Consider the following 26,080-nt stretch of genomic DNA (forward strand, 5'->3'; position numbering starts at 1 on the left):
CGCCCGGCCCGCCCCATCCAGAAACGCATGACTGATTTCCCAAGGAAATCCTCCATCCCTCTGTCTCTCTGCATGGACCACAGGAGCAGCAGATGCAATCAGAATGCACACCAGTTCAGCATCTTCATCAAGCTGCAGCACATCCCTGGAGAGCTGGCGCAGTTCTTCGCTGTCCTCACCCTGAATGAAACGGCCGAGCAGATGGCTGGTTAAACAGGCCTGTTCCTTCCAGCGTCCTTGTTCGGAAGCGATTTCATCTCGGATCATCCTGCCTAGCTTATCTAAGAGAATCCCTATCTCCTCATCGTCGATCGGCTTCAGCAAATATTGATCGACCCGCTCACGCAGGGCTGTCCTGGCATAATTGAAGTCGTCATAACCGCTCAAAATTACAAACCGCGGCGCCTTAGCCATCCTTTCATTCACCCTCGTGATCAGCTCCAGTCCACTCATTACAGGAATATTAATATCCGTGAGCACCAAATCCGGCCGAAGCTCTTGAATCATCCTGAACGCATCCGGGCCGTTCAGAGCCTCCCCGCGCACTTCAAATCCATATCTCTTCCAGTCCACCATAGTCCTTAATCCTTCGAGCACCCATGGCTCATCATCCACCAGCATTACTTTCAGCAATCGTCCTGCTCCCTTCTCATATCCACAAGAGTAAAGTTATACCAGCAAAATAAATATTAATTAGCCTAGCACAATTGGATTATGTTGTGTACATTTACTTTATCAAGAAATCAAAATGCGCGGTAAGTAGCTTTTGTACATAAATATTAGATTTGTTCACTCCCCTGAACTACAGCCTGTGCAATATTCTCATCTTGCTCCACTGTTCTGTTCACGGTGTGAAGCTTATACTGATACTGTGAACAATAGAGAGAAGGCGTGATCATCACACCCATACACAGTGAATCAGGGGGATGCTTATGAGACTGAACAAGATCGGCAACAAAAGAGCGCTGTACAGCAAAATATTGGTCAGTATGACGTTATGTGTGTCCTTAACCTTCCTTGTCTCCACCATCATCTATTACAACTATTATATTGGCGTGGAAAAAACGCAGGCTTTCCGCTCCGACCTTGGCAACCTCACGCAAACGAGCAAAGAGGTGGTCAACATGACCGATGCCGCGCAATCGCTTTCATTTCAGATCTACCGCAACAGCACTGTTTCCAAAATTGTATTTTACGACAAACCGGATATCTATGATGTTACGGCGGCCATGTCCGAACTGGGGAATTACCTCAGCTCCATGCCTTATATCGAGTCCATCTATGTCTACAATCCCAAAAGCGCAAAGCTGTACATCGCCTCTTCACACGGCCAGAACGGTGTATTTACCGAGCAGGAATTAGTAGATACAAGCATTCTGGATATTCTGAATCATTATCAGGAATACAAGCCGTTCACCCCTATTCCACGCGTATATTCCAACGGCGCCGCGGAGAATGACCGGGTCCGGGCCTATACCTTCCTGTGCTTCGACGCCATTGGCTGGGACCGGGCCATCAATTCTGCCGTTATTGTCAACATTTCCGCGCCATGGATTAACAAAGAAATCACCAGTCCCGTGGACTCCAGGAGCACTACCTTTATTCTCGCTGATCAAGGAAGATTTCTGTCCGTAGGCAGTCTTGAGCCGAAAGAATTGTCTCCGCTGGAAGCAAATTGGGTTCAACACCGGATTCTGGGCCAGGCCTCCGGCTCTTTTATCGGGAAATTCGGCGGGGTCAGCTCGCTGATCTCATATACTTCGCAGGATGCTTTAGGCTGGCAGTATGTCCGCATCACACCTTACGATATCATCACCAAGCAGACCAACAGCATCCGCAACGCCACCCTGCTGATTGCTGCGCTGATTTTTGTGGCAGGTATTGCCTTCTCCTGGCTCATGTCGCGCAGGCTGTATCTGCCCATCGACCGGATCGTCCGGGAGATGAATATTCTGGAATCTGAAAAACGCGACAGCATGTTCACCATCCGGCAAAATACGCTGCGCGATTTGATTCTCGGCCTCAAGCCCCTGCAATCCATCCAGCAGGTCGAGAAGCTGCGCCAGCTCGGTATCCATTTCACCTTCAATGATGATTACCGCTTGATTCTGCTGCGGATTGACAATTACCAGGAATTCCGGGAATCCCGTTCATCTTATTTACTGGCCTACAAGTTCGCCATTATGAATATCGCTTCAGAAATTTGTGGTCAGACCTATCGTGTGGAGACTGTAGACATGAACGATGACGGCATCCTGGTGCTTTTGAACATTGTAGATCCCAAGGAATACACGGACACCGAACTGATTGAGACGCTGCTCCGCCAGATTCAGCAGGCCTGCTCTGACTATCTGAAGGTGAGTCTTACCCTTACCTATAGTCATATTGACCGCAATCCCCTGCAGCTGCACCAGCTCTATAAGCAGGTTAGGGAAGCGTCCAACCATCGGCTGTTCTACGGGCATGGCTGCATGATCAGCGCCCAGTCTATCCATGCCCTTCATGCCAACCTTTATCACTATCCAACAGAAAAAGAAAAAAAACTCGTCGATGCGCTGATGAGCGGCAAAATGGAAGAAGCCCGTGAGCATTTCAGCAGCATTATCCGCGAGACCTCAGCCTATCCATTCTCGTCGGTACAGCTGACTGTATCCAGACTTAGCGTGACCATCAAGGAGATTATCATTAACGTCCAAAAACGTAACCGTTTGCAAAATGAGGGGGCTGTCGAAATGCCTACGTTGGATTTGGTCGAAACGGTCCCGGAGCTGGAGCAGGCCTTCTTCGCTCTTTTCAATGAAATGCATGAACAGCTGGCGGAGAAAAAAAGCTCCAAGCAGCACGAACTGATCCGCCTGATCAATCAAAAAATAAATGACACCTACATGGAACCCAGCCTAAGCCTCAATCAGATTGCTGACGAGCTGGATATGTCGCCGATCTATATCAGCCGCCTATACAAGCAGCAAACAATGGCCAGCATCGTGGACGTCATCCTGGAGGTGCGGATGCGCGAAGTCTGCAGCCTGCTGGAGAATACCGATCTGCCTGTGACCACCATCGCCGAACGCTGCGGGTTCACCAGCAGCTCCTACCTGCACCGGATGTTCAAGCGCAGCTTTGGCACCACACCTACCGATTACCGCCGCTCCAAGCATGCATAATATCCTCTTAAGACACCTTTAGGGTTGTCTTTGTATTATTAGGTCAGCCAGAACTACTGGTTGGCCTATTCTTGTATATGTTTTAATTTAGTAAATTAATCAATCGTTTTTCCGGTCAACTCCGTCTTACTTGTGAAAACATATTTCGGGGCGACTTCTTCCATAGACCGACACAAACAAGGAAGAGGGGATGGTGAATGGTGGAGAAGATAACGAACAAGGCCAAAACAGCCGAGGATACGCTGATGAATGATGAGGTGTTCTTTCAACGGCTTGCGGGCGAGCACCGTAAACTGTATGCGATCGCGTACAGCTATCTGCGTTCTGAAGCAGATGCCCTGGAAGCGGTGCAGGAAGCCTCGTGCCGGGCCTGGATGAAGCACAAAAAGCTCAATAACGAACAGGCCTTCACACCATGGCTGATCCGGATTACCATCAACTGTTGTATGGATGAGCTGCGGCGTAAAAAACGCGTCATTCCGGCGGAGAAGCTGAAGGAGAAGGAAGCCCAGGAGATGAGGAGCAGCGATCGTCTCGATCTGGAGCGGGCGATGAACCGGATGAAGCCGAAATACCGGCATGCCGTAATGCTCAAGTATTACCAGGATATGACGATCGCCGAAATTGCCAAGGTACTGAATAAGCCCGAAGGCACGATCAAAACCTGGCTGCGTGAAGGACTGGGGCAGTTGCGGAATTATTTGTGAGCATATGGGAGGTGGCTGAGATGTTGGAAAAAGAAGAAGATATCCTGAAACAGGATGCCCGAGAGGTCAATCAAAACGCGGAGACGATCCGGGAAATGAAAATTTATAATGCAATGCGCAGCGGAGTAGCGCAAGGCAAAAAACGCAGCCAACGCCGTCTCTATTCCTATGGAGCCGGGGCCGTATTCGCCACGGCCGCAGCCATTTTTCTGATTTTCTTCTCTATCGGCCTTCCAGCCGGAGATACAGGCGATTCTGACCCCGGCGGTTCAGTACAGGTGGCCAACACCAAAAGCTGGGATCATTTTGCGGCCTATCGCAACCAGCCCTTACACAATCGGCTGGTTGCTGACATTCTGGAACGGGATCTGATCCAGCCGGTCCGTCAAAGCGCAACAAACAAAGGTTACCGCATGAATGTGGATGGCGCCGTCACGGATGGCCGTAAAGTGTATATCCTGTTCAGCGTGCAAAACGATACGGATAAAGAAGTTACTCCTGCGGATACAAAGATTCAATTCGGGAATTTCGAGGTTCCATATCCGCATCGAGGCGCAGCCCTGGAAATGGCGTACGATAGTGACTCCCGGATTCCGCCCGGCCAAAGCAAGGATTTTATTTATTCCACCAACTATCCGGCCTCCATCGCCTATTCCAAGGATGTGAAGTTCACTCTGATTCTCACCGGAACGTCCGATCAGGCGCTCACTTCCAGCAGCAACAAGTATCGGACCGCCCTGGAGGTATCGTTCGAGCTTGACCCGGCAAGGTTTAAAGACCAGGAGCGTACACTGTCTGTGAATCGTACGCTGACGGTGGACGGTCAAAAGATCAAAGTGCGCCAAGTGCAATATACTCCGCTGAATACCTATGTTGATCTGGAGTATGACAAGGCGAACACCAAACAGATGTTCAGCCTGCTTAACCCCGTTCTGATCGCAGCAACCGGGAGTCAAACCGACAAACTGGTTTATCCGGGTAGAATCACGGCCGATAATTCCGAGGTGTACAAAGACTACTCGCAGGTAACGCTGGTGTTCAGGTATACCGGGCTTAACCACCCGGACTCCACCACGCTGACGGTTGCCGGTATCTCGGCTCTAGAGCCCGACCGCATGAAATTTGTGGTCGATCTGAACAAGCAGCAAGTTATTGAAGCGCCGACAGACGATTTTGAAATGGTCACATCCAAGCAAGAGCATAATGCCACAGAGGATGAGATTCTGCTGCGGCGCAAAGTAGCCAACCTGTCTTATTATACAGATTCGCAAGGGGCGGTTCAGGCAGAGTACACCGGCGCAAGACTGTCCGACAAATTCACGGATGCGAACGGCCAGGTGCATGAAAGAACGAATCGAGAAACTGCACTACACAATTTCGGCGGCAGCACGATCTCTAGAGATGGTACGGGAATAGATGAGCTGAGTTTATTTTTTGACAGTCAAGCTGCAGACTACCCGCAGCCGCTTACCATACCGGTTGAACGCATCTGGAATCCAATTTTGGAGAAGCAGAGTATCGAGCTGTTCTCCAAGAAATAGCCCCGCCTTCTCCTCCCCCTTTGTCCCGGAAGCGGCAAAGGGGTTCCCGCTCTGGTTAGATGAACTTGGCGGAACCATTAAGGTTAGAGTAACGGAGGGGAAGTTTGGAACTGGAGGAGCGATAGCGTCCGCCTTTGTCTCCGGATGTTATCCGCTATAAGCGGTACATTCCAAAACATCTGGAGACAACAGCGGCCGGAAGTCCAAACATTCCCCGCAGTTACGTCTAGTACCGATGATGTTTTCCTCCATTTCCTCTAACCTCCAGCAAAAAAGCCCCGGCAACCGCTGCCGGGGCACTTCTCTATTATTTGATCCCTTTTTCAGCAGTATAAGCATTCCACTGCTTCGTCCATTCCGCCTGAATCTTTTCCAGACCAGCCTGCTTGGCCTTCTGCATAAAGGTTTCGAGCCCTTTATCCACATCATCTACCAGCCCGGCTTCCAGCGGGAACAGGTACTGCTTCTCAACTTGCTCCAGAGCCGCTTTTTCAGCCTGATACGAACTGTAATCCTCCGCAAAGCCCAGGAACAGATCTGGTTTCTGAATCTTGTCGAGCTCGTCGAAGATCGCCTTTACTCCGTCAAATCCCTTGTCGAACAACATGAATTCCGGATTTCTCCAAGCCCAGCCGTTCATTCCCTCACGGGAGAAGCCATTAGATTGGCTAGTGCCTACAAGCTTGTAGTAACCGCCCTCTACAGTGTAGTTCTTGCCTTCGATACCGTATTGCGTCAGCTGGTTATACCGTTTGTCCAGGACCAGCTTCTGATAGAAAGCAAGTGCTCTCTCAGGATTTTTGCTGCTCTTCGGAATGGCAAAGCCATTGTGTATCGGATGTACCGGCGTAGCATAACCTGTGGTTCTACCGAATGGGGAATAGGCCAGCTCCCACTCAGGATGTGTTGTGCTGATCTTCATCTTCATATCGTTAAAGCGGTTAGGATTATCTCCGAACATGCTGGCCGCTTTACCCGAAGTAATCGGGTCTTGCATCGTATCCTTGATGTTCAGCACGTTCTTGGGAATAAACCCTTTGTCCGCCCAGCGCTTCATGGTCTTCAGCTCTTCTTTTTGCTCATCAGAGCCCCAATAGGAGTAGACTGTTGTAGGTGTTTCATATTTCACGCCCATACCATAAGGCAGAGCACCGACCATTTTATTCAGCTCTGTATAAATGTAATGCAGATTATTGCCGATGTCGCTGTTGAGGGATATAGGCATCATATCCGGCTCATTGGCCTTGATTCCGTCCATGTAGGCCTCATAGGTAGCCAGATCTTTTGGAGCCGGCAGATTATATTTCTTGCGCAGATCCTCGCGATATACGAAACCGTTAGTTACATATTCTTTAAAGGTCGCAGGAACCGTATAGATCTTACCGTCTACCTTCACATCCTCCCACATCGATTCAGGGACGAATTTCTGCAGCTCCGGTGCAGCCTTGGGCAGGAGATCATCGATAGCCAGGAACGCGCCGCGTTTGGCATAGGATTGATATTGGGTCCAGTCCGCTGTGAATATCAGGTCAATGGCCTGGCCGGAGGACAGCAGCAGCTTGTATTTCTGATCCCAGTCCGTCCAGCTTGTATAGTTGAACTTCACGGTAGCATTCAGATCTTCCTGAGCCATCTTATTGATTTCATCTTGAATGATCGGCAGATCCTTCGGAGCGTCTCCAAGCATGTAGAACTGAAGCTCAACCTTCTTTGAGGTGTCGATTCCAGTTTCAGCTGCGGGGGCTGCGCTACCCTCTGTTGTGGCGGCAGTATTGGTCTTGCCTTCTGTTCCAGCGCTGTTTTTGTTAGCATTACTGTTACTGTTGTTGTTACCACCGCATCCTGCAAGAAGCGATAGGGCCAGCGCAGTTGTTGTAAGCGTTACCAGAGTTTTTCTGCCTGCTTTCTTTTTCATATGAACCCTCCTAAAAGTTTTGTGAGCACAGCTTCCTTGTTCAGCTTCGTACAAAACTGACTTCGAAAGCATACGCTAAGTTTTGTGAGCACAGCTCCCTTGTTCAGGCTTCGTACAAAACTGACTTTGGAAGCATACGCTACGTTTGGTGAGCTACCCTTATCTTGTATGACTCTATGTTAGCCGAATATCAGAGGCACGGTAATGGTGCTTTCTGCCATTTGGTTCTAACCTTTTACAGCCCCGATGGTCAAGCCCTTTACAAAATAGCGCTGGATGAACGGGTACAGAAACAGAATGGGTCCGGTAACGACGATGGCCATCGCCATCTTGGTGGACTCGGTAGGCAAATCACTGCCCAGGCTGACACCGGTACCCGCGCCCATGTTGGCGATGAAGGCTGCCGAATTGATTACATTGTACAGATGGAACTGCAGCTGATATTTATGCGGATCATTGATGAACAGCGAAGACGAGAACCAGTCGTTCCAGTAGGCCAAGGCGAGAAACAGGCCGACCGTAGCGATGCCGGGCATCGACAGCTGGAGGACAATCCTCCAATAGATTTTGAAATCACCGGCTCCGTCGATCTTGGCGGATTCGAACAGCTCCTCAGGAACGGCTGAACGGATGAAGTTCTTCATCAGAATAATCAGGAATGGTGTCATCAGCCCCGGAAAAATCAGCGCCCCATACGAATCGGTAAGATGCAGATATTTGGTCATCATAATGTACCAGGGTACCAGCCCCCCACCGAACAGGGTGGTGAAGTAAATGTAGAATGAGAAGGTATTACGGTACTTGAAATCCTTGCGGGCCAGTACATATCCGGCCATAGTCATAAAAAACAGTCCCAGTATCGTGCCCGTCACCGTAGTGAACAGTGTAACGCCATATGCACGCAGCACCTCGTCCGGGAAGGTAAACACCGTTTTGTAGCCCTCCAGCGAGAATACCGCCGGAATCAGATGATAACCATCCTTAATGATCGAATCATTGGCAGTCAAGGATGCCGAAATAATCAGCAGGAACGGAATCAGGCAGGCCAGAGAGCCCAGAATGATAACCGTGTAGGCAAGACCCTGCAGCAGCCTTGTATAATGATCGTCTTTGATATGCATGCTCTATTTCTCCTTCCGTATCGTGTTCAGCACATCCTAGAACAAAGCGTAATCATCGTTTATTTTGCGGATAATGTAGTTCACTGTCATGATCAGAATGAAACCGAACAGCGATTGGTACAGCCCCGCCGCCGTTGCCATTCCGACATCAAAGGTAACCTTCAGTGAACGGAACACATACGTATCCAGAATGTCTGTGGTATTGTAGAGGACCCCGTTGTTGCCGATCAGCTGGTAAAAGAGGTCAAACTGCCCTTTCATAATGCTTCCCAGCGAGAACAGCAGCAGCACTATAAAGGTCGATTTCAGCATCGGCACGGTGATATACCAGATCCGCTGGAAGATATGGGCACCGTCGATTTTGGCCGCTTCATAATACTCTTCACTGATTCCAGTAATGGAAGCGAGGTAAATGACCATGCTGTAGCCAAGATTCTTCCAGAGATAAAATAGAATGATCAGGAAAATCCAGGCCGACGGTTTATTGTAGACATCGACAGGTCCCGCCCCGAACTGGGCCAGCAGCGTATTTAAGAAACCGTTATCATAATTGAACACGTTGTATACGATAACACTCAGAATAACGAAGGAGACGAAATACGGCAGGAACATGATGGATTGGGTCAGTTTTTTGAACCATCTGATACGCAGTTCGCTGAGCAGAATCGCACAGACAATCGCGAGCACGTTCCCCAGCAGGATAAACGCCAGGTTGTAGCCAATCGTGTTCAGAGTAAGCTTCACCAGCGTGCCCGACTTCCAGAGAAATTCAAAGTTTTTGAGACCCACAAAGGGTGCATCGAACAAACCGGAATTGAAATCAAACTGGGTAAACGCGTAATACACGCCGACCATCGGGAAATACGAATTGACCAGAAAGAACAGCAGTGTAGGCAGCAGCATCAGAAAAAGAATCCGGTTATGGACCAGCTCATGCAGGAAACCTTTCTTTTTCTTCTTCTGTGTCCAGGCCCCCGTCTCGGACGGCAGCCCCGCCCCCTTAATAGGAAGCTCAATGGCGAGTGGTATTCCACTCTTGCGTTTGCGGTATCTCAAAGCCTTCACCCTCCTATACCCCTATAAAATAATTTGCGGCAGCATATGCCTGCTCCCCCGCTTGGACGCCTGAAGCTGTGTTCAGCGGCACCGTCCAATGTATGTTTTGAGTATAGAAGACACCTTCCAGGGTGAATAGTGCAGCTTAAGGGTATTCCTGTATATTGTGGACTATCGACTAGTGAACATTTCTGACTTCTGTGGAGTAAACAAAGGTTGAACGGCAAAAAGCCCCGTAAACTCTCCTGTATCAGGACAGCCCCGGAGCATTATATAGAAGACCATATGCATCACTAATCTAAGATTCCACGAAAAGAGCCCTGCCCCGTTTCGCCGCCAGCCCCGGTATTTCCTCATCCATTCGCCGTTCTGCCTCACTCAGCACCTTCCGCTTCCGCCAGCGCCGCAGCACCAGCAGCCCTCTTGTCGCCTCATCGGCAATCATACAGCAGTAAATGCCTGTCAGACCCCAGCCGGCACTGATCCCGAGGAAGTAAGAGCAGCCCACGCCGATGAGCGACATAGAGCAGATGGAGACATACATAGTATAGCGGGTATCTCCAATCGCATTGAGCGCATTACCCATGGCCATGTTCAGCATTTTGCAGGGCTGCAGCAGCAGATTCAGGGCCAGCAGCGAGACCCCTATCGAGATAATCACCTCATCGTCTGTAAAAAATCCCAGCAGCGTTCTCCCGAACACAAACAGCAGCAGCACGTTGGCACCGACAATAACCAACCCGATATAGAGCGTGCGGTAAGCCCCTTTATAGACCTCTTGCATCTGCCGGGCTCCGAAGAGATGAGCAAGCTGAATCTGTCCAGCCATCGCGACGGCATAACCCAACGTGAAGCAGAAGGATTCCAGCGTATTCAGATAGGTGCGGGCTGCCAGTTCTTTTGCCCCGAGTATTGCCATAAACGAATAGATCACCAGCTGTGACAGTACCCATGATGAAGAATTGAGGCCCAGCGGCCAGCTGATACGGACGATCTCCCCGAACAGCCTCCGGTTGAAGATCCGGAAATCCCGCAGCCGGACCGTACGTTCGAACGACCGGCTGAACAGATACAGCAGAATGAAGACACCCAGCAGCCGGCTGATCATATTGGACACCGCGATTCCGGCGAGGCCCAGCTCCGGCAGCCCGGACACTCCAAAGATCAGCAGATAGTTCAGGGCAATATGAATGATATTCACCGCCACTCCCGTATACATCGGACCACGGGTATTTCCGGTATTGCGGATCGCTGAACCCAGCGCAACGGTCATCCCGACCATGAACAATCCGCCCCCGACATAGGTGAGATAGATATGCGCCAGCGGCAGCAGCTCTTCGGAGATATGCAGCAGCCGGGCCGTGGGGTCCGAGTACAGGAACATCAGCAGGCTAACTCCGAAGCCCAGGATACTGCTGGACGTTACTCCCATAATAGCAATCGTACGCGCTTCCCCTGACCGCCCCGACCCTAGACGCTGGGCAATCAGAATTCCCGCCCCTCCGGCCAAGGTGGTGAAGAGCGTGGTCAACGCACCGAACAGCTGATTGGAAATTCCTACAACCGCAACCGCGTCATCCGAAATCCGGCTGACCATAATCGTGTCCACCGTTCCCAGCAGCGTCTGCAGAAATATTTCGATGAAGATCGGCCAGGCCAGCATCCACAGACCGGATTTTCCGGTTATAGCTTTCACGAAATCAACCCTCCTCCGGTGGACGCCCTTACTCGAATCCTGCGCCCACTTCGATACAATTCATCTTGTCAGAACTAAATTATAGGTGATATACTCTGAAAAATGTACCACATACGAAACCTAAACTTTCAATATCCAAACCTTCAATAGAGAGGAAAACGCCATGGATATCTTACAATTTTCCGTCCCGCCTTTGCCTCATTACATTATCAGCGGGCTGAATCAATTCCAGACTGGCTATCTTCATCCAAACCGCCAGCACATTCAGGTGTTCGATCTGCTGATCGTCCGCCAGGGCTGTCTCTATATCGGCGAGGAAGACCGAAGCTTTACAGTGAACGCAGGCGAAGCGCTAATCCTGCGGCCGGATTGCCATCACTATGGAAGTGAGGGCTGCCGTGAAGATACAGCCTATTATTGGCTGCATTTCCAAACATCCGGCAGCTGGAGTGTGGACAGTGCATCCTCCTCTGTTTGGAGTGAAGCCGATGAAGCCAGGATGAAGCCAGCTGTTGAAGCCAGTGTATCTGCTGAGCCGCTCCCCGCAGCCTACTTCGGGATCGGTCCGTTCAGCCTGCGCCTCTCCCAGCTCATCACCTTGCTCCAGCCTGCCAGAATAGAGGAGCTGCTGCTCCAGCTGGAGATGCTCAAAAGCAATGCCCATCTGACCTCTGTCCGCTTCAGGCAGCAAATCCTCTTTCAGGAAATCCTCCAGCAGCTCGCGGCTTCCATAGAGCAGGGCCGTTCCGGTTCCCAGTCCACCGCCTGTGCTGAACAGGCCGCCTCCTTCCTGCGGGCCCACTACCGCGAGGAAATCACGACTGCAAGGCTCGGGGAGAGTCTTAACTTCCATCCGGTCTACATTGCCCGCTGCATGAACAGGGAGTACGGTTGCTCCCCCATAGAGTATCTGCTCCGCTACCGCATTGAACAGAGCAAGCTGCTGCTGATGCAGACCAGCTTCCCCATTGCGCGGATTGCCGAAGAGGTCGGCTTCAACCAGGCTCCTTATTTCAGCTCCAGCTTCATGAAGCTGGAGGGCATATCCCCGCGCCAATACCGTCAGCGCTTCTCTTGACTGCTGTATCCTGTGATATAATAACGGGCAAGTAAGGAATACGAAACGGACTAACAGGCGGGGATATTTATGAAATTGGAGCGGTTGATCTCTATAATCTATAAGCTGCTGAATCACGAGGTTTTGTCTGCCTCCATGCTGGCCGATGAGTTCCAGGTCTCCCAAAGAACCATCTACCGGGATATCGATGTGATCTGTGCTGCCGGCTTTCCGGTCGTATCTTATCAGGGGACTAAAGGCGGATATGGCATGATGAACGGGTACAAAATGGATAAAAGCCTGCTGGGTTCTTATGATGTCAATTCCCTGATTACCGTGCTCAAAAGCCTTTCCTCCGTATTTGAAGATGAGCGTGCGCAGGGGACCATCGAACGGCTTCAGACGATCGGACCGGAGCACTTGACCACAAGCCTGGCAGTGGACCTTGAAACTCTCCGGATGGAGCCCGATGTGCTTCCTCATTTACGTACGGCCATTGCGAAGCGTAATATCGTCCGCTTTGAATATATCAATGCGGAGAATGAGCGTACTACCCGCGATATGGAGCCGCTGCGGCTTCATTTTAAATTCCGCAATTGGTACGTTTATGGATTTTGCCGAACCCGGGGGGATTACAGGGAGTTCCGGCTGTCCCGGTTGATGAATTTGCGCCTGACACAGGAGTCATTTGAACCGCATCACGGCGTGCCGGAGGTGGCTGCTTGTTCTAACAAGGATAAGCAAGATGAGCTGGAGGAAGTAGTGGTCCGGATAGGACCGGAGGCGTTGGCGGAAGCGATGGATCAGTTTCATCTGGTCCATAAGCAATTCCATGCCGATGGGAGTATGACGATGCGAATTCCAGTTTACAAACCATTGAGCGCACGATGGCTTTGGACCCTTCTGCTGAGTTTTGGCAGCGGTGCCGAAGTCCTAGAACCCCCTCTACTACGAGCCATTATAAAAGAGCAGCTGCAAAATACACTCAAACATTATGAAGAAGTATGACACTCTGTTGTCAAACTTCTTTTTTTATGATTACAACAGAAACCAAATCAAATTCATGATAAGCCCAAAGGAGACGATCGCGAATGAATCATCTGCTACAAATGTTGAATTACCACACCTGGGCCAACCAGACGATCCTGGGGAGGATCAAGGAACTCCCATCCTCTGTGCTGAGTCAGGAAGTGAACAGCTCGTTCCCCACCCTTGCTCATGCTCTCAGTCACATTTATGCGGTAGATACAATGTGGTATCTGGTTGTTACTGGTACGGGTATGCCAGAGGCGCTGCAGGCAACCCTACCGCTTAATAAGAAACTCCTGCATTCTGTAGATGAATACTCCCAGCTATTTACCCAGCTATCAGAACAATACAGAGAATGGTTCCGAAACCAAACGGATTTGGAGCAAACCATTCTGCTTGACAATCCGTTCGCAAGAATCCGCCAGACTCGCCTGTCCGAAATCGTGCTGCATCTGGTTAATCACGGAACCTATCACAGAGGCAATATTTCTACAATGCTGCGTCAACTGGGGCACGCATCCACGATGAACGACTATGCCCTTTTTTGGTATCAGGAACCCCATGATGATTCCGTCCTGGCGGAGAGACGCCTGGAATCCTCAGACTGACACTCTGCCAGAAAGGAGTTTAACTTTTTATGGAAATTGAAAATTTACTCACAGCCGTATCGAGAGAGGAGCTGAGGATTTGGCTGAAGGAAAATTCCAAGACTGAGAAATCCTGCTGGGTCGTAGTAGGTATGACACCACACCCGGATGCGCTGCTCTATTTGGATGCGGTCGAAGAATCCTTGTGTTTTGGCTGGATTGACGGGGTCAAAAAGAAAATATCTGAATCAGAGCTGGCGCAGAGACTGTCTCCCAGAAGCAAACGAAGCGGATGGACTGAATTGAACAAAGAACGTGTCCGCCGCCTCGAAAAGTTGGGGTTCATGACAGACGAAGGAAGAAAGGTGCTTCCTGATATGGATTACAAATCTTTCACAATAGATAGGGTCATAGAACAAAGGTTACAAGAGGAAAGACAAGTATATGAGCATTTCTTGGCATTTCCGGCTCTTTACCAAAGAGTTCGGATCGACACGATACAAAGCCATAAAAATCAGCCGGATGTATTCAAGAGCAGATTAGACAAATTGATATCAAACACTAGAGAAAATAAAATGTACGGTTACTGGCATGATAATGGACGCCTTCTGGATTATTAAGAGGCCAGATCCAATAGCGGTCATCTGACTCTATACAACAACAGGCTATTATCTGGTTGTACCGGGTAATAGCCTGTTGTTTTCTCTTTTATCCTTTCCTTTGTTCAGCTGTTATTGTCTCAATTCATAAATGATCACATAGTTGAAGAATTTCAGATGATTCCCGTTATTCTGAATCTATGTTATTCAGGGCTCATAAGTCGCCGCCGGAGTTCTTTAAGACAGAAGGTTCTAGCTAAAACTAGCCGCCGATCAACTTTCCCTTGTGTTTCTTCAAGCCTCATCCATTCTAAATATAAGCTCTCTAAAAAAAATGCTTCTTTGATCAAAGCATCACCGGATAATTCACGAAAGAAATTTTCTGAACGCTCTTTTACTGGACAATATTGAAGCTGTTTCTCTGAACGGTATTGTGCTTCAACTATTGAGATCGGATGACCGCATACAGAACATAGCGTCTGAATGAAATGATTACCATTTTCGTCTTTTTGGGACGTTTTTGCAACGTATTCATCCACAGCTCCGCATACGCTACATACTGGAAAATATTCATAAGGCAAGGTGCGCACCTCCAAGTGCTGTAGTCATAATAATTAGGTAATTACACTATAACATGCGAACATACATTCGCAATACAGGGAATTACTATACAATTTTTCGTATTTGCTGTAAAAGATCCAAATTTGCATTAAGCATTTTTTTCGTTTTTCCCGCTCCTTTATTTGCATAAATTATAACGGGGAGATTCATAGGCATATATGGCCACAAAAAAAGAGCTGTCCGCTCAACTTTCCAGGACAAGCCCATTATTCTTATAATTTTAAACTTGCTACCATTACTTTTGTATGAATTAAAATTATAATATATACATATATAATCTTGCCTTGTAATGCTTCAGTTAATCACCTCTCCTTCCCTCCCCGCCTTCTTATATAAATATACTACTATGAGTATTTTCCGGATTTCGTAATAATCTTTCAATCAAACCCCGAGAGCCAATAATTTCAATAATTAACCAGTAAGACAAGAGTAAAATTTAGAGAAGATGTATGATACTATGTTGGAAGGAGACGATTTCATTACGGAAGATCCTTGTCACTTGAATATTATTTCATCGGAGGTGGATATTAATCCATCTGAAAAGCCGAGCCTACAAGAAGTTATAAATAGCGAGGGGATTTGCTAAAATGGACAATTTGATGAGTGAAACCCAGGTAACAGCCATCGCTAATGAACTACAACGCCGGGTCCATTCTGGTGAAGCTGAGGGTGACATTGTTGTCGTCACTTTAATTTCCATGGCCAAAGCGGGTAGATTAAGTTCGGAGCATATCAATAAAATTCTGCTTACGATCTATGGCGACAAGGTGAAAATTTTAGCAGTCTTAATTGAAGCACAGAAAGTCATGAACGAGGATTTGGTCAATTCTATCATAAGCGAAGTCAGGGCCACCTAATCGTGGCCTTTTGATTTGCCCTATTGTTTACTTGCCAAATGACCATTATGCAGATATACTGAGATGCCCAAATTGATCCGCTCCTAAATTCAACGCGTTACATTAAAGGAGGAGAATGAATGAAACCAGCAAGACGAGCTCTTTTACTCATGGCTACAATTCAAGAGATGATCGAAACCGCACAGACTTTGACAAGTGAATCAGATCTTGACGAAGTGCTGGAAGCACTGCAGGCTGCAGGGTTAAATGCCGAAGACCTTCTGCAAAACTATACATTTTTCGAGGCAATCCAAAGGGTTTGCAGTGAATTTGCAGCCATTCATGTTACACAGGCAGAAATGAATGAAATAATTGATGAAGAGAACAGTATCCCCTTAAGCTAACCCCCAATTCCAACACTACTTCCCCTCAAATGCTTCAACTTGGCTTCATTCTTCCACATACAGCTCAACTTTTTCTAATCCAAATCATCCCTCCCCTAAATTCCGTCCAGTACCTCGCGTATAAAACAACAGGAAGCGGTACAAATGATAACCCGCGAATCAGGAGGAATTACTCAGTGACCTCAAATCCAGAATACATGACTACGCAAGGAACACCAGAACAGCTTAACTTCATTGGAGGTGGGATATGAGCCTTCAGACATACCGGGTAACCTACACAATTGACGGAACGGAGATTATCGTTTTTGAATTTACAAGTCCCCCAAGCCCAATAGCGCATATTATTGACGAAGCTATGAACAGAATCAGGAGCGAACAGTTCGACTACAAACAGGTGGAGGATATGGTTGGTTTCAGCATTTTCCGACTCCCTTCCTTGCAATAAGATGTATGGATTATGAATAATGCTCAATCTTATAAAAATACATCATTTTACGACAGCTATCGACATTTAGCAAGTGGTATATTTAGTTAATCAAGGGCAAAAAAGCATGACTATAGTTTCATATACGAACACTAGTTCGTATAATATAATAGGTATACGAACAGATTTATTGCTACGTTATACCTAATTTCAATAGATATTGATATTGAATTAACAAGTGATCAACTTGGGAGGAAGTAGATATACATGGGGACTGAAACACTGGACGAGCTTTACGCGCTGGGGGAAATGGATGTTTTTTTTCAAAAAAGCAAGGAGAAAGTGGAAAAGCGAGTACATGGAATGCGCCTTGCGGGGACTGATGGTGAGGATGTTGTGCAGGAAGCGCTGATTAAAGTCTACCGGTATCTCCCTAAATATGATAGCAGCAAGTCAAAAGTATCGACTTATCTTGACCGCATCGTAACGAGTGCTATCCGGGATTGTCTGAAAAAGGCTGGAGCAAAGTCCAACTTACAGGTCGTCAATGCTATTCCCTTGGCTATATTTGAAGGAGTCGACGATACACAAGTAACCTACGAGGCAGGAGCAAAGGATCTCGGCTACGAGAATGCAGAGCTAATGATGGATATTATGGATCATCTGGGACTGACAGAACGCGAGAAAGAGATGTTCCGTCTTCGTATATCCGGATATGAATTCAAAGAAATTGCACAGGTGTTCGACATTAGCCGTGGACGGATGTCTCAAATCTGGAGCGGCATCACAGCAAAGTGTGCTGTAGTCATTTAATTCATTTGCTTAATTGCGCCCTATCCGGGGCCTTTTTTTTTATTTTCCCCGGAACTTGTAATTACTTTATATTCTCCCTAAATTCACATCCCTTCCTCACGTATATAGTGATTGGAAGGGATTTTTTATTTGATAGGAGGTTATTATGAGAACCATTAAAGAAAACGTCAAGCTGCTTGTATCGCTCATGCCTTCACTCGTCGAAAGAGAGAATGAGCTTCTGCATGCTTACTGGGTAATGTTCGATGAATTGAAGCAGCCAAGGGATTTGATTCAAGCCACTCCAGCCGGCTCGATCACCCGAAGACTGCGGGAACTGCAAAATGAGCACCATCCAGATGAAAGGAATGAACTTGTATGAGCAGACAAATTTACAATCAGACCATAACGGAAGAAGAGGTAATCCCCCTAGTTGGTAAGTATATTTCTGTGCCTCAGAATACGCACACAGGCCCGGACGGAGAATCTGTAAATGCCTGGTTTACAGGTCAGATCGCCGGTTACGAGAAGGCTGTCATCTCATTTGACTACTTGAACGGAGAATTTATGAGTGATCCTCTTGTATATATCAATCTGCTTATGACAGACGGTGCAGGATGGGTACTCTCCAAAGAGGAGTTGGAAATTCAAATCATCACTAAAGAAGAATTCGACAATATTCTTGCAGAGCACCTGGCGAATCAAGTCATTGATAAATGAAGGACTTCTCTATAGAACGAAGCTTAGAATAATCCCCCCTCCAATACCGCCTTCCAGGAAATTATTCATATTATATGAGGTGTCCCCACTTGAGCAGCTACCCCGAACATATACGCAATAACTTAGAATATGATAAGAACTTTTACTCCTTAACTAGTATGTCCAATATTGAACTTGCCAAAAGAGATTCAGACTTTTTGGGTGATCTTTTAATTCTTCATGAAACCTTAATCTGGCACAGCGTACACAAATACATCGGGAAGCCCCAAAAGCTTGTTCAGAACTACTGCGTGGAAAAAGATGATATTGTTCAACTAGGCCGTCTGGGTTTTATTAAGGCAATCCTGGCTTTTGACACCGGACGGGGAGTGAAATTCTCCTCTTACGCAGTACCCTCTATCGTTCGCGAAGTCCGCTGCTACCTCCGGGACAACGCCCCGATTATCCGTCCTACCCGAACGGCCCATGAATTAATGAATCAGATTAACATCCGGACTGGTAACGGTTCCGAAGAGGAATCTGTGGAGCTTCTGGCCAAAAATCTGAAGAAACCCGAAGAACAGATCAAAAAAGCGATGCTTATTGGATCAAGAGTGAAGTATCTGCAGGAGAAGGTAACCGATGGCTCCAGCATAGACTCAGATCCTACTTATATGGACTTTCTCACCAGCAGCGACAATACAGAAGAAGAGGCTACCGACAGCAGTTATGTCAGAGATATAGTCAACTCCATTCAAAAACATCTTTCCGAGTTGGAGCTGCGGGTGCTTCAGCATCGCATCGCTGGTTTAAATCAGACCCAGACAGCAGAAAAGGAAAACATCTCACAAATGCGGGCCGGGAGAATTATGAAAAAAGTAGCGGAGCTGCTGCTGGATTCTAAATTAAGCGTAACTCTTCTCGACCTGGATTCCCAAGAAGTGTTGAACAACTACATTGACCGCTCCTCTTCGGGCAGTAGACAATAACATAAGAAATAACTGAGTATACTGTGGTCCAAAGCAAAAAAACCGAGAGAACTTCTGCTCGGTTTTTCGCTTTTATCGGCAGCAACCCTATGACCTGCCTGTGATAATCCCTATTTGTTTTAATAATCCGTTGATATAGTTGGAGCCTCGTGAGGCAAGAATACCGCACAGAACGATAGATACATAGTGCCCGGGCCCGGTAAGATTGAATAAATCCGCCTCGAAAACAATGGCCAGAATCACACCGATAACAATGGACAGCAGATAGGTTTGTTTGTCTTGAATCGGAAACGCCTGTTTCAGTATCTCTGTTAAGGCTTCGGACAAAAAGGCCACTAGCGCCATTAAAGTGATTACGTTCATGTCTTATCCCTCCTTTTATAGAAGCTTCTTACTTGATACCCCGGTTTAGAATAGCGGTATTGATGAATAACAGCTCGGAAACCGTAAGTTTCTTTACAGCTGCCTTGTCGATCCAGGTTGAATCCGTGATGAGTTTTTTATCATAAAGCTCTTTGAGCTGAGAAGTGAGTATCGTCCATTGGTTCGCTGACAAGTTCAAATCTTCTTCCTCCTCTTGTGATTTCAGCTGGTTGCGTACTTCCTGCTTAAAGCGTTCAAGTTCACTCGGGTTCCTGACCCACGGGAGCGGACAGTCCTTCCAGCCGACAATCTCTTTATGGGTAAAAATCACTTCAGGGAACCCCTCATGCTGAATGAGGTACACTACCATGTCCACGGCATTGTTGAAGGTATCTTCATGGATCAATCCGTCTGCTTCTATACACATCTCAATACCTACTGTGGAATTATTCGGGTACGAGCCAAGCTTGGAAAGGGCTTCTGGAAGATAAGGCTGCTTGCTGCCACAATGGTAGCCCATCTCATCAAAGGGCAGGGACTGGACAATCGATGCCCGGTCGATCTGAATATGCGCACTGGCGTAACGGTCAACTGTTCCGTCATCCGGATTCTGATCCTTCAGACTGGTAAAATATTTGCCGATAGCCTGCGCTGAGGCACCAGGATCAGCCGTGTAATGCATGACGATGCCCCGCTTGGCCACAAGCTTTTTACCTGGCCGTGAGAACGGATTGACCGGTATTCGCTGCTGCTGGATCGTTAACAAATTAATCACCTCCTTCGCGTTGGTTCAGACGTTTCTCCAGTTCTTCAATTCTGGCAGTCGCCTTGATATAATCGAGTTCCAGCGTGGTATATTTCTCTTTCCAGTTCCGCAGCTCGTCCTCCAGATGCAGACTGCGGTCACGCCAAATTTTCATCTCATCACGCAGAGACTTAATCTCTTCTCTCAGCTCGTCCCGAATCTGCTTCTGCTCCTGGGAGAGCTGCTGGCGGTCGCTGAGCGTGAGGTCCTTACGGTTATTAAACTTAGTCACAGCGACACTGCCGAGCGCTGTAACAAGCACGCCCGCCAGGGCTACTAGCGCATTAACGTCCATGCCTTTGCTCCCCCACTTTCACGTAAGCCCATGAAGATAATAATGCATAATTCAAGTAAGCACCCCACCCGGTAGATGCTTGATTCCCTGCAAACAGCAGAGAGCTGATGAAGAACCATATAAAAGTTGACGCCAAGAGCGCAGCTCTCCTGATGTGGTAATACCGACCGAGCATACCCGCCACGGTTGCCAGGGAGAGGATCACCATGATCCATCCCCATGTATTTTCGGGCAGAGTTTTTAAGAATTTGGTGTAGTCAGCACCGGCACCAAAAGTGTCTAGCGGGGTGAGTAACAGTAGCCCCCAAAAGCCCGCTATGAACGCCAGAGATGACTCTACAGGCTTACACCGGTGAATGAACTTCCTGAGCTGCTTATGCAACGGCTCCACTCCTTTGATCTTCTAGTATGATTAGGATAGGCCGATTGGGCGGATTGCTCTCATATTCAATACCAGAATGATTCCTGTTGTTACATGAAGAAAGCAGCCCATTCTTATACAAGAAAGGACTGCCAGGTTTATTTCAACTCTATGGCCTCAATGATGATGCGAAAGTCTACGGCTGTGCCTGTGCTCAGCGTATTTTTTAGGGCGACATGGATATTTCTTGTTCCGTCTGCATCTACATATGGAATATCTACAAGATCATAAATACCGTCTGCCGTATTGCCTGTACTGTATTCCGTTGTATTCGCATAGACGACTTCTTTCATATCACTGATTTCTGCCGTCGCACTTCGTATGATTGTCAGCTCACAGCTGGAAGATCCACCTATCGGAATCACTTTGACTGTCTTGAGCAGCAGTTTGCCCTTTCCAGTGTAGAAGGATTTCCGGGCTGTACTCCCAGGATCAACTGCATTGATTCTGAAATCAAGGTCTACCAGCTTCATCCCGCCACCTGCTGTCTTCTGATATTGCAATAAGAAAAAATCTCCGTTCACTGCATTCAGCTCCTTTTTGGCAGGAACTCCAGAGGATACTTTCGGGGCCGTTTGGTATTTGCGCTCCCCGTTCCGCTGAGCGAGATCCCCTTTAGCTCCTTTGCGTCCTGCTGGTGTGAATCCATGATGATATATTGCGGGATAAACTGCGCGTACGTTCTGGGACCGTTTTTATATTCACTGGTCGATCCTTTTGCATCAAGCATGGCACGAAAGTTATCGTTGAAAATCAGGTTTTGTGCGGGGACGATCGGGTTTGGAATACTCCCAACATAGAAAGTGGTGTACACCCCGCCGAGGGTTGCAGATGGCCGTGATGAGCGATTAAAAATCAGATCCTGCGGAACTGCAACATCATATGAAAGTGTGAGTGGCAGTGGTTTGCTCAGACTTCCAGCCAGATCCCGGCGCACCTGAACTTGTCCTACCTGCAAAGCATCCATCAGGCCAGACAAACAGCAACTGTTGTACTTGGGAGGAAGCTGCTGCCGTTTGTGGTGAGCTGTAGAACCTTATATTCTTTACCATTCATCTTTATTTGGTCTCCCGCAGTTACACCTGAGTAATGCAGCGCCAAAATATCCAGCAGTTCGCCTCTTGCACCTTCGTACATGTTCGCAAGAATAACAGGATTGCCATTGTATAATGTACCCCAGCCAGGATTTAACGGGACAATGACACTTCTTCCCTGATACACGTTATAGTATTGCTGCGCGGTAATGTCCTGTAGACAATAGAATCCATTATCCCCCTGGTAAGATACGCCGATGCCTTGAGCCATCGAATTCATCTCAGAACTATAGCGTTTAAAAAGACCCGCGTAAGCAATCATACTGACATTGTTGTTGGCGTAAGGATCCCCCTTTACACAGAGGATAATTCTGTCTTTGGTAACGGATAAATCATACTCGCAAAGGAGATTGGTATCCACAGCAGCCGAAAAAACAACGACATTCCGGTCGCATCTCGTAGCACTGACCATACCATCCTCGCTAATCAGGTCCGTTACCGTCAGTACCAGTTGATTCCCTGTTGCTGATTTGGAGTTACCCGCATCTAATTTAACAAAAAGATTATCCGTGCCGCTTATGCCTGTAGAGGTCAGCGAGAGGGCCGTCTCCGCCTCGTTAACCGGAGTCCATAGCACTGCAGCAGCAGAGCTTTTCAAGTGACTGGCAAGGGCATCGTAAAGCTGGTTGATTCTAACTTTTCCAGAGAATGCAGGCATAGTTCGCCTCCTTAATTAATTTTGAACAGCAAAATACGCTGGCCGTTGTTGGGAAGAACCGGAGAATCGAAGAATTTGGGAAAGGCATTCATTCCAGAACTAGAACCGCTATACCAAGTACCGTAGGATGCTTTATTGATGTTCGCAGCAGTGCTAACATGAACTACGTAATACTCATCGTCTCCAACATTCATTATGGAGCCGTCCGGATAAGAGGATAGCGAGGATGACTTTAACACAGCGGTACGCATGCCATAAAATTCGCCACGAACACCTTCGTTGTAGTTGTAAACATAGAATGGAGACACAAAGATAGCCCCTCCTACACCCGGAGATAATTGCTGGGACTGCGGCATGAAGCTGTAATACTGGTACGCTTCTTTTGCACGAGAATACTTGACTACACCCCGTCCAAAATTTAGGTAGTTCGGAATATTTGTCTGATAAGTGCTATTCACCCCTACAGGAATTTGAGGGAAATATCCGTAGAAATCCTTCGCTACAGCCGGATCTTCTATCTCGAAGGCCTTGCAGCGGCCAAGGTACAAACGGATAGGGTAATGCACGTTGGGATAGGTAATAGGCTCTGAGAGAATCATGACATATTCCTTGTGTGATACTACCACTATCTTTTGAGTTCCAGAAATACTCGACTGCCCCGCCGAGTTGTAACAACCAAGTCCGGCATCCAGATACTGTCCCCCCCATCCCCCAAAATAAGGAGCATTGGGTGAGGCAACCGCTGTAGTATTAGTAAAGCAATCAGGCTTTGGTGTTGCGTTCTTAAACAAACCAAACCGCAGAGACGAAGGATAGTTCGTGTTAGGTGTACACACTCCTACTGTAATCACCATACTGGGATCATTTTTGTTAGTAAAAACGATGCCTCCATGGGTAACTCCGTTTCCCAATCCATTCCCTGCCAAGAATTGAATAGACCAAAAAGGATCATCGGCAAATGCGGTACTAACTCCTTGCAAGAGGCCTGAAAGGGCTATTGAAGGAATGTCATACCTCCGAATACTTGACATTGGCATTGTGGTTCACCTCCTAGATTTTAAATAACATCACTCTTGTCCCGAACGGAACGGCTACGGAGTCAAAGAAGTTATATCCGTACTGAACGACAGTGTGAGTAGCTATAGCACTTTGGGGCCACCAGCTGCCCGCTTCAATATTGCAGTGCAGCACATAATACCGGGCACCATCAATGTCAATGACAGAGCCATCCGGGAAGAATTGTGTACTTCGCAGCACAGCGGTATTCACGTCCCAGAAAGTGCCGCGAACACCCTCTTGTGCATTACCCAGTAAAAAGGGAGACATGATCATCCGTCCACCCGGCCCGGGAGATAGTGCCTGTGAGCTTCCCACAAAGTCATACTCACCATAAAGCTGATTTGACCGATTTTTCTTGACTACGCCACGGCTAACCACATATCCGGTTGCATTAGAAAATTCCAACGAGGCAGCATCAGCCACTCCCAGGGGAACATGCCCAAACACGCCATAGAACTCTCTCCCGTAGCTGTTGTCCTCCACCTCGAAGGCTTTGCAACGCCCCAGATAGAGACGAACAGGAACATCTGTATCGTTGTAGGTTATTGGCGTAGTCATTACAAAAATACATTCTTTCTGTGTGATTACATCCATTCGGGATAACGCACCAGCAGCCATATGTTTAGCGGGGGTACCAGGATTTTGGAGCTGCAAAGCCATATCGTACTGGCTGCTCTTTCCACTCTCTGTATAACAGTCAAGAGATGGCGTTGCACCTTGTTTTTTAAGACCGAACCGCAAAGCAGCCCCATAGTTTACACTCCAGTCCAGCCCTACTAAAAACTCCATATTGGTATCTGCTTTATTGGTTAGCTTAATGACTCCATGCGTTGCACCTGTAACACCATTAGTCGTTGTCAGGCTAATCACTGTCCAGAATGGATCGTTAGCAAGCAGAATCCCCAGTTGATTCACAAATTGCGCCCTGGCATAACTGGCAAGCGTGTAACGCCGGATAGCATTTAAATCGTAGGACACTTTTCCCCTCCTCCTAGACGCCAAAGCGCATCTGCATTTGATAGGCTGTCTCTTCCTCAACCAAGGTTCCAAACGTAAAAGCTATAGCCTCTGCATTTGCTTCAAGATCATCAGCCAAATAACCGAAGGAAGCAGCAAACATCGCTCCTGTATTGGGAAACAGAATTTGGCTGTTCAGTCCAAATAATAAAATCTCGAACTCCTGACGGGTTAACACTTTGTTTACAGTGGATTCTGAGGTTGCTCCCTCTTTACCCGGGGCATCATAGTCAAATGACAAACCCATTAGCTTTTTAAAAATACGCCGGTAATTACTCTTCAAGGTGTAAATATTAAGCTCATCTTGTGCCACAGACACGGCTGTTGTATCGGACAGATCCACGATCATCCCTCCATTTTGGTGATATCTACGCTAGTTAAGTTACCGTCCAGATTATAGAAAAAGGCCTTTATCACTGTGATTCCAGCCTTGTTAACCGTTTCCGTCTCCAGAAGGCCTTCTTGGTTATACGTGTATGCAGTAGTTTTCAGGATGCTGCGAGGTGTTAGCTTATCGTAGACAGTTTCTTTGGAGATGTTTTCACCGGCGTACTCATACTCCACGCTAACATCTATCATTTCAGAGAGGTAAGCCAGTCCTGCCTGAAGAGTGCTAAGTGTCCCGCCGTTTAATAAGGCAATCAATTAGGCACCTCCGATCGGACTGTTAAGGCCATTATTTTAGTTTTGAAAGTGGTTGTTAGTGCACCGGTATTCTTGATCCGGCAGTGCAGCTTCGAGGTGCCATCCCCGTCGATGTACAGCATATCAATGTTGTCGTAAATTCCCTCTTCAGGGTCACCTGTGCTAAAGGTCGTATCATTTTGGTAGAGTTCTTCAGCCTGAGCCTCTGAGCTGCTGCTTAGGATCGTTAGCTCAACGTCACAGGCATTTACTTGAGGGACCACCCTCACAGTCTTTATATTGAGGTTTCGGGCATCAAAGGGAGCGGAGATGATTTGTACCTCACCACTCTCCAGCCTTGATTCAAACTCAATAGTAAGGGGCTTGTTATCATGCGTCAGCATCATCCATACCTCATTCAATTACTTCACTCCCTTCGTAAGAGGGATATGGGGATTCGGAAACCGGCGGTACTTTTTCTGTTTTGAGCTGCCACCCAGAACAACT

32 protein-coding genes are annotated in these 26,080 nt (G+C 47.6%); 14 read left to right on the top strand and 18 right to left on the bottom strand.

Annotated features, from left to right (window positions below; genetic code table 11):
* The coding region (locus A3849_RS32420; RefSeq protein WP_143191808.1) for a response regulator at positions 1-633 on the bottom strand (633 nt) is incomplete at its 3' end.
* A gap of 299 nt (positions 634-932) precedes the next feature.
* Here A3849_RS32420 and A3849_RS13445 point away from each other — a divergent pair.
* The 3 genes from A3849_RS13445 to A3849_RS13455 all read left to right on the top strand — a co-directional run bounded on the left by A3849_RS13445 (position 933) and on the right by A3849_RS13455 (position 5,412).
* Positions 933-3,164 carry a helix-turn-helix domain-containing protein gene (locus A3849_RS13445; protein WP_074111882.1) on the top strand — a complete coding sequence of 744 codons (2,232 nt, stop codon included), beginning with the start codon at positions 933-935 and terminating at the stop codon, positions 3,162-3,164.
* A 197-nt stretch (positions 3,165-3,361) separates the two neighbouring features.
* Positions 3,362-3,871: a sigma-70 family RNA polymerase sigma factor gene (locus A3849_RS13450; protein WP_074111883.1), complete on the top strand. Its 510-nt coding sequence runs from the start codon at positions 3,362-3,364 to the stop codon at positions 3,869-3,871.
* Between the two features lie 20 nt (positions 3,872-3,891).
* A complete protein-coding gene (locus tag A3849_RS13455; RefSeq protein ID WP_074111884.1) occupies positions 3,892-5,412 on the top strand; it encodes a DUF4179 domain-containing protein in 1,521 nt (506 codons plus the stop codon).
* 307 nt (positions 5,413-5,719) lie between these two features.
* On the opposite strand, the gene A3849_RS13460 is transcribed toward A3849_RS13455, so the two are convergent.
* The 4 genes from A3849_RS13460 to A3849_RS13475 form a co-directional block, all read right to left on the bottom strand.
* Positions 5,720-7,327 carry an extracellular solute-binding protein gene (locus A3849_RS13460; RefSeq protein ID WP_074111885.1) on the bottom strand — a complete coding sequence of 536 codons (1,608 nt, stop codon included), beginning with the start codon at positions 7,325-7,327 and terminating at the stop codon, positions 5,720-5,722.
* Positions 7,328-7,554: 227 nt separating this feature from the next.
* Positions 7,555-8,448, bottom strand: coding sequence for a carbohydrate ABC transporter permease (locus A3849_RS13465; protein WP_074111886.1), 894 nt, complete (start codon positions 8,446-8,448; stop codon positions 7,555-7,557).
* A 36-nt stretch (positions 8,449-8,484) separates the two neighbouring features.
* The gene (locus tag A3849_RS13470) at positions 8,485-9,351 is read right to left on the bottom strand and encodes an ABC transporter permease (RefSeq protein WP_256700768.1); all 867 of its coding nucleotides are present in this window, start codon (positions 9,349-9,351) and stop codon (positions 8,485-8,487) included.
* A 451-nt stretch (positions 9,352-9,802) separates the two neighbouring features.
* Positions 9,803-11,200: an MATE family efflux transporter gene (locus A3849_RS13475; protein WP_256700766.1), complete on the bottom strand. Its 1,398-nt coding sequence runs from the start codon at positions 11,198-11,200 to the stop codon at positions 9,803-9,805.
* A gap of 163 nt (positions 11,201-11,363) precedes the next feature.
* Here A3849_RS13475 and A3849_RS13480 point away from each other — a divergent pair, with 163 nt between their 5' ends.
* From A3849_RS13480 to A3849_RS13495, 4 genes are all read left to right on the top strand, one after another.
* Entirely contained in the window at positions 11,364-12,278 is a 915-nt protein-coding gene (locus A3849_RS13480) for an AraC family transcriptional regulator (protein ID WP_074111887.1), read from the top strand.
* Between the two features lie 69 nt (positions 12,279-12,347).
* Positions 12,348-13,265, top strand: a complete 918-nt coding sequence (locus A3849_RS13485; RefSeq protein WP_074111888.1) for a helix-turn-helix transcriptional regulator — start codon at positions 12,348-12,350, stop codon at positions 13,263-13,265.
* A gap of 83 nt (positions 13,266-13,348) precedes the next feature.
* Complete coding sequence (locus A3849_RS13490; protein ID WP_074111889.1) at positions 13,349-13,894, top strand: DinB family protein; 546 nt, start codon at positions 13,349-13,351, stop codon at positions 13,892-13,894.
* A gap of 29 nt (positions 13,895-13,923) precedes the next feature.
* The gene (locus tag A3849_RS13495; RefSeq protein ID WP_074111890.1) at positions 13,924-14,493 is read left to right on the top strand and encodes a YdeI/OmpD-associated family protein; all 570 of its coding nucleotides are present in this window, start codon (positions 13,924-13,926) and stop codon (positions 14,491-14,493) included.
* Positions 14,494-14,675: 182 nt separating this feature from the next.
* On the opposite strand, the gene A3849_RS32425 is transcribed toward A3849_RS13495, so the two are convergent.
* Positions 14,676-15,053 (bottom strand): hypothetical protein, encoded by a 378-nt coding sequence (locus A3849_RS32425; protein WP_143191810.1) that lies wholly within the window; start codon positions 15,051-15,053, stop codon positions 14,676-14,678.
* Positions 15,054-15,680: 627 nt separating this feature from the next.
* On the opposite strand from A3849_RS32425, the gene A3849_RS13500 reads away from it, so the two are divergent.
* From A3849_RS13500 to A3849_RS13530, 7 genes are all read left to right on the top strand, one after another.
* Complete coding sequence (locus tag A3849_RS13500) at positions 15,681-15,950, top strand: hypothetical protein (protein ID WP_074083723.1); 270 nt, start codon at positions 15,681-15,683, stop codon at positions 15,948-15,950.
* A 119-nt stretch (positions 15,951-16,069) separates the two neighbouring features.
* The gene (locus A3849_RS13505; protein WP_074111891.1) at positions 16,070-16,333 is read left to right on the top strand and encodes a hypothetical protein; all 264 of its coding nucleotides are present in this window, start codon (positions 16,070-16,072) and stop codon (positions 16,331-16,333) included.
* A 247-nt stretch (positions 16,334-16,580) separates the two neighbouring features.
* Positions 16,581-16,778 carry a hypothetical protein gene (locus A3849_RS13510; RefSeq protein WP_074111892.1) on the top strand — a complete coding sequence of 66 codons (198 nt, stop codon included), beginning with the start codon at positions 16,581-16,583 and terminating at the stop codon, positions 16,776-16,778.
* Positions 16,779-17,024: 246 nt separating this feature from the next.
* Positions 17,025-17,570, top strand: coding sequence for a sigma-70 family RNA polymerase sigma factor (locus A3849_RS13515; RefSeq protein ID WP_074111893.1), 546 nt, complete (start codon positions 17,025-17,027; stop codon positions 17,568-17,570).
* 145 nt (positions 17,571-17,715) lie between these two features.
* The gene (locus A3849_RS13520; protein ID WP_074083719.1) at positions 17,716-17,931 is read left to right on the top strand and encodes a hypothetical protein; all 216 of its coding nucleotides are present in this window, start codon (positions 17,716-17,718) and stop codon (positions 17,929-17,931) included.
* Positions 17,928-18,269 (top strand): hypothetical protein, encoded by a 342-nt coding sequence (locus tag A3849_RS13525; protein ID WP_074111894.1) that lies wholly within the window; start codon positions 17,928-17,930, stop codon positions 18,267-18,269. The genes A3849_RS13520 and A3849_RS13525 overlap by 4 nt, the downstream gene beginning before the upstream one ends.
* A 197-nt stretch (positions 18,270-18,466) precedes the next feature.
* On the top strand, positions 18,467-19,237 hold the full coding sequence (locus tag A3849_RS13530) for a sigma-70 family RNA polymerase sigma factor (protein ID WP_256700767.1): 771 nt from the start codon (positions 18,467-18,469) through the stop codon (positions 19,235-19,237).
* Between the two features lie 87 nt (positions 19,238-19,324).
* Here A3849_RS13530 and A3849_RS13535 read toward each other — a convergent pair whose 3' ends face one another.
* The 12 genes from A3849_RS13535 to A3849_RS13590 all read right to left on the bottom strand — a co-directional run bounded on the left by A3849_RS13535 (position 19,325) and on the right by A3849_RS13590 (position 25,995).
* Entirely contained in the window at positions 19,325-19,600 is a 276-nt protein-coding gene (locus A3849_RS13535; RefSeq protein WP_074111896.1) for a hypothetical protein, read from the bottom strand.
* A gap of 28 nt (positions 19,601-19,628) precedes the next feature.
* Positions 19,629-20,366, bottom strand: a complete 738-nt coding sequence (locus A3849_RS13540) for a peptidoglycan recognition protein family protein (RefSeq protein WP_074111897.1) — start codon at positions 20,364-20,366, stop codon at positions 19,629-19,631.
* 1 nt (position 20,367) lies between these two features.
* Complete coding sequence (locus A3849_RS13545) at positions 20,368-20,700, bottom strand: hypothetical protein (protein WP_074083714.1); 333 nt, start codon at positions 20,698-20,700, stop codon at positions 20,368-20,370.
* Positions 20,690-21,082, bottom strand: coding sequence for a hypothetical protein (locus tag A3849_RS13550; RefSeq protein ID WP_074111898.1), 393 nt, complete (start codon positions 21,080-21,082; stop codon positions 20,690-20,692). The genes A3849_RS13545 and A3849_RS13550 overlap by 11 nt, the downstream gene beginning before the upstream one ends.
* Before the next feature lie 137 nt (positions 21,083-21,219).
* The gene (locus A3849_RS13555) at positions 21,220-21,645 is read right to left on the bottom strand and encodes a hypothetical protein (RefSeq protein WP_074111899.1); all 426 of its coding nucleotides are present in this window, start codon (positions 21,643-21,645) and stop codon (positions 21,220-21,222) included.
* 5 nt (positions 21,646-21,650) lie between these two features.
* The gene (locus A3849_RS13560) at positions 21,651-22,088 is read right to left on the bottom strand and encodes a hypothetical protein (protein WP_143191811.1); all 438 of its coding nucleotides are present in this window, start codon (positions 22,086-22,088) and stop codon (positions 21,651-21,653) included.
* Positions 22,088-22,873, bottom strand: coding sequence for a hypothetical protein (locus tag A3849_RS13565; RefSeq protein WP_074111901.1), 786 nt, complete (start codon positions 22,871-22,873; stop codon positions 22,088-22,090). Before A3849_RS13565 ends, A3849_RS13560 begins: the two co-directional genes overlap by 1 nt.
* An 11-nt stretch (positions 22,874-22,884) precedes the next feature.
* Positions 22,885-23,910: a hypothetical protein gene (locus A3849_RS13570; protein WP_074111902.1), complete on the bottom strand. Its 1,026-nt coding sequence runs from the start codon at positions 23,908-23,910 to the stop codon at positions 22,885-22,887.
* A gap of 13 nt (positions 23,911-23,923) precedes the next feature.
* Positions 23,924-24,910, bottom strand: coding sequence for a hypothetical protein (locus tag A3849_RS13575; protein WP_074111903.1), 987 nt, complete (start codon positions 24,908-24,910; stop codon positions 23,924-23,926).
* A gap of 13 nt (positions 24,911-24,923) precedes the next feature.
* Entirely contained in the window at positions 24,924-25,292 is a 369-nt protein-coding gene (locus A3849_RS13580) for a hypothetical protein (protein ID WP_074111904.1), read from the bottom strand.
* 2 nt (positions 25,293-25,294) lie between these two features.
* The gene (locus A3849_RS13585; protein ID WP_074111905.1) at positions 25,295-25,594 is read right to left on the bottom strand and encodes a hypothetical protein; all 300 of its coding nucleotides are present in this window, start codon (positions 25,592-25,594) and stop codon (positions 25,295-25,297) included.
* A complete protein-coding gene (locus A3849_RS13590; protein ID WP_074111906.1) occupies positions 25,591-25,995 on the bottom strand; it encodes a hypothetical protein in 405 nt (134 codons plus the stop codon). Before A3849_RS13590 ends, A3849_RS13585 begins: the two co-directional genes overlap by 4 nt.
* Positions 25,996-26,080: the final 85 nt, after the last annotated feature.

The organism is Paenibacillus sp. P46E (genome assembly GCF_001909095.1).
In the GTDB taxonomy this organism is placed as follows: Bacteria; Bacillota; Bacilli; order Paenibacillales; family Paenibacillaceae; genus Paenibacillus_AQ; species Paenibacillus_AQ helianthi.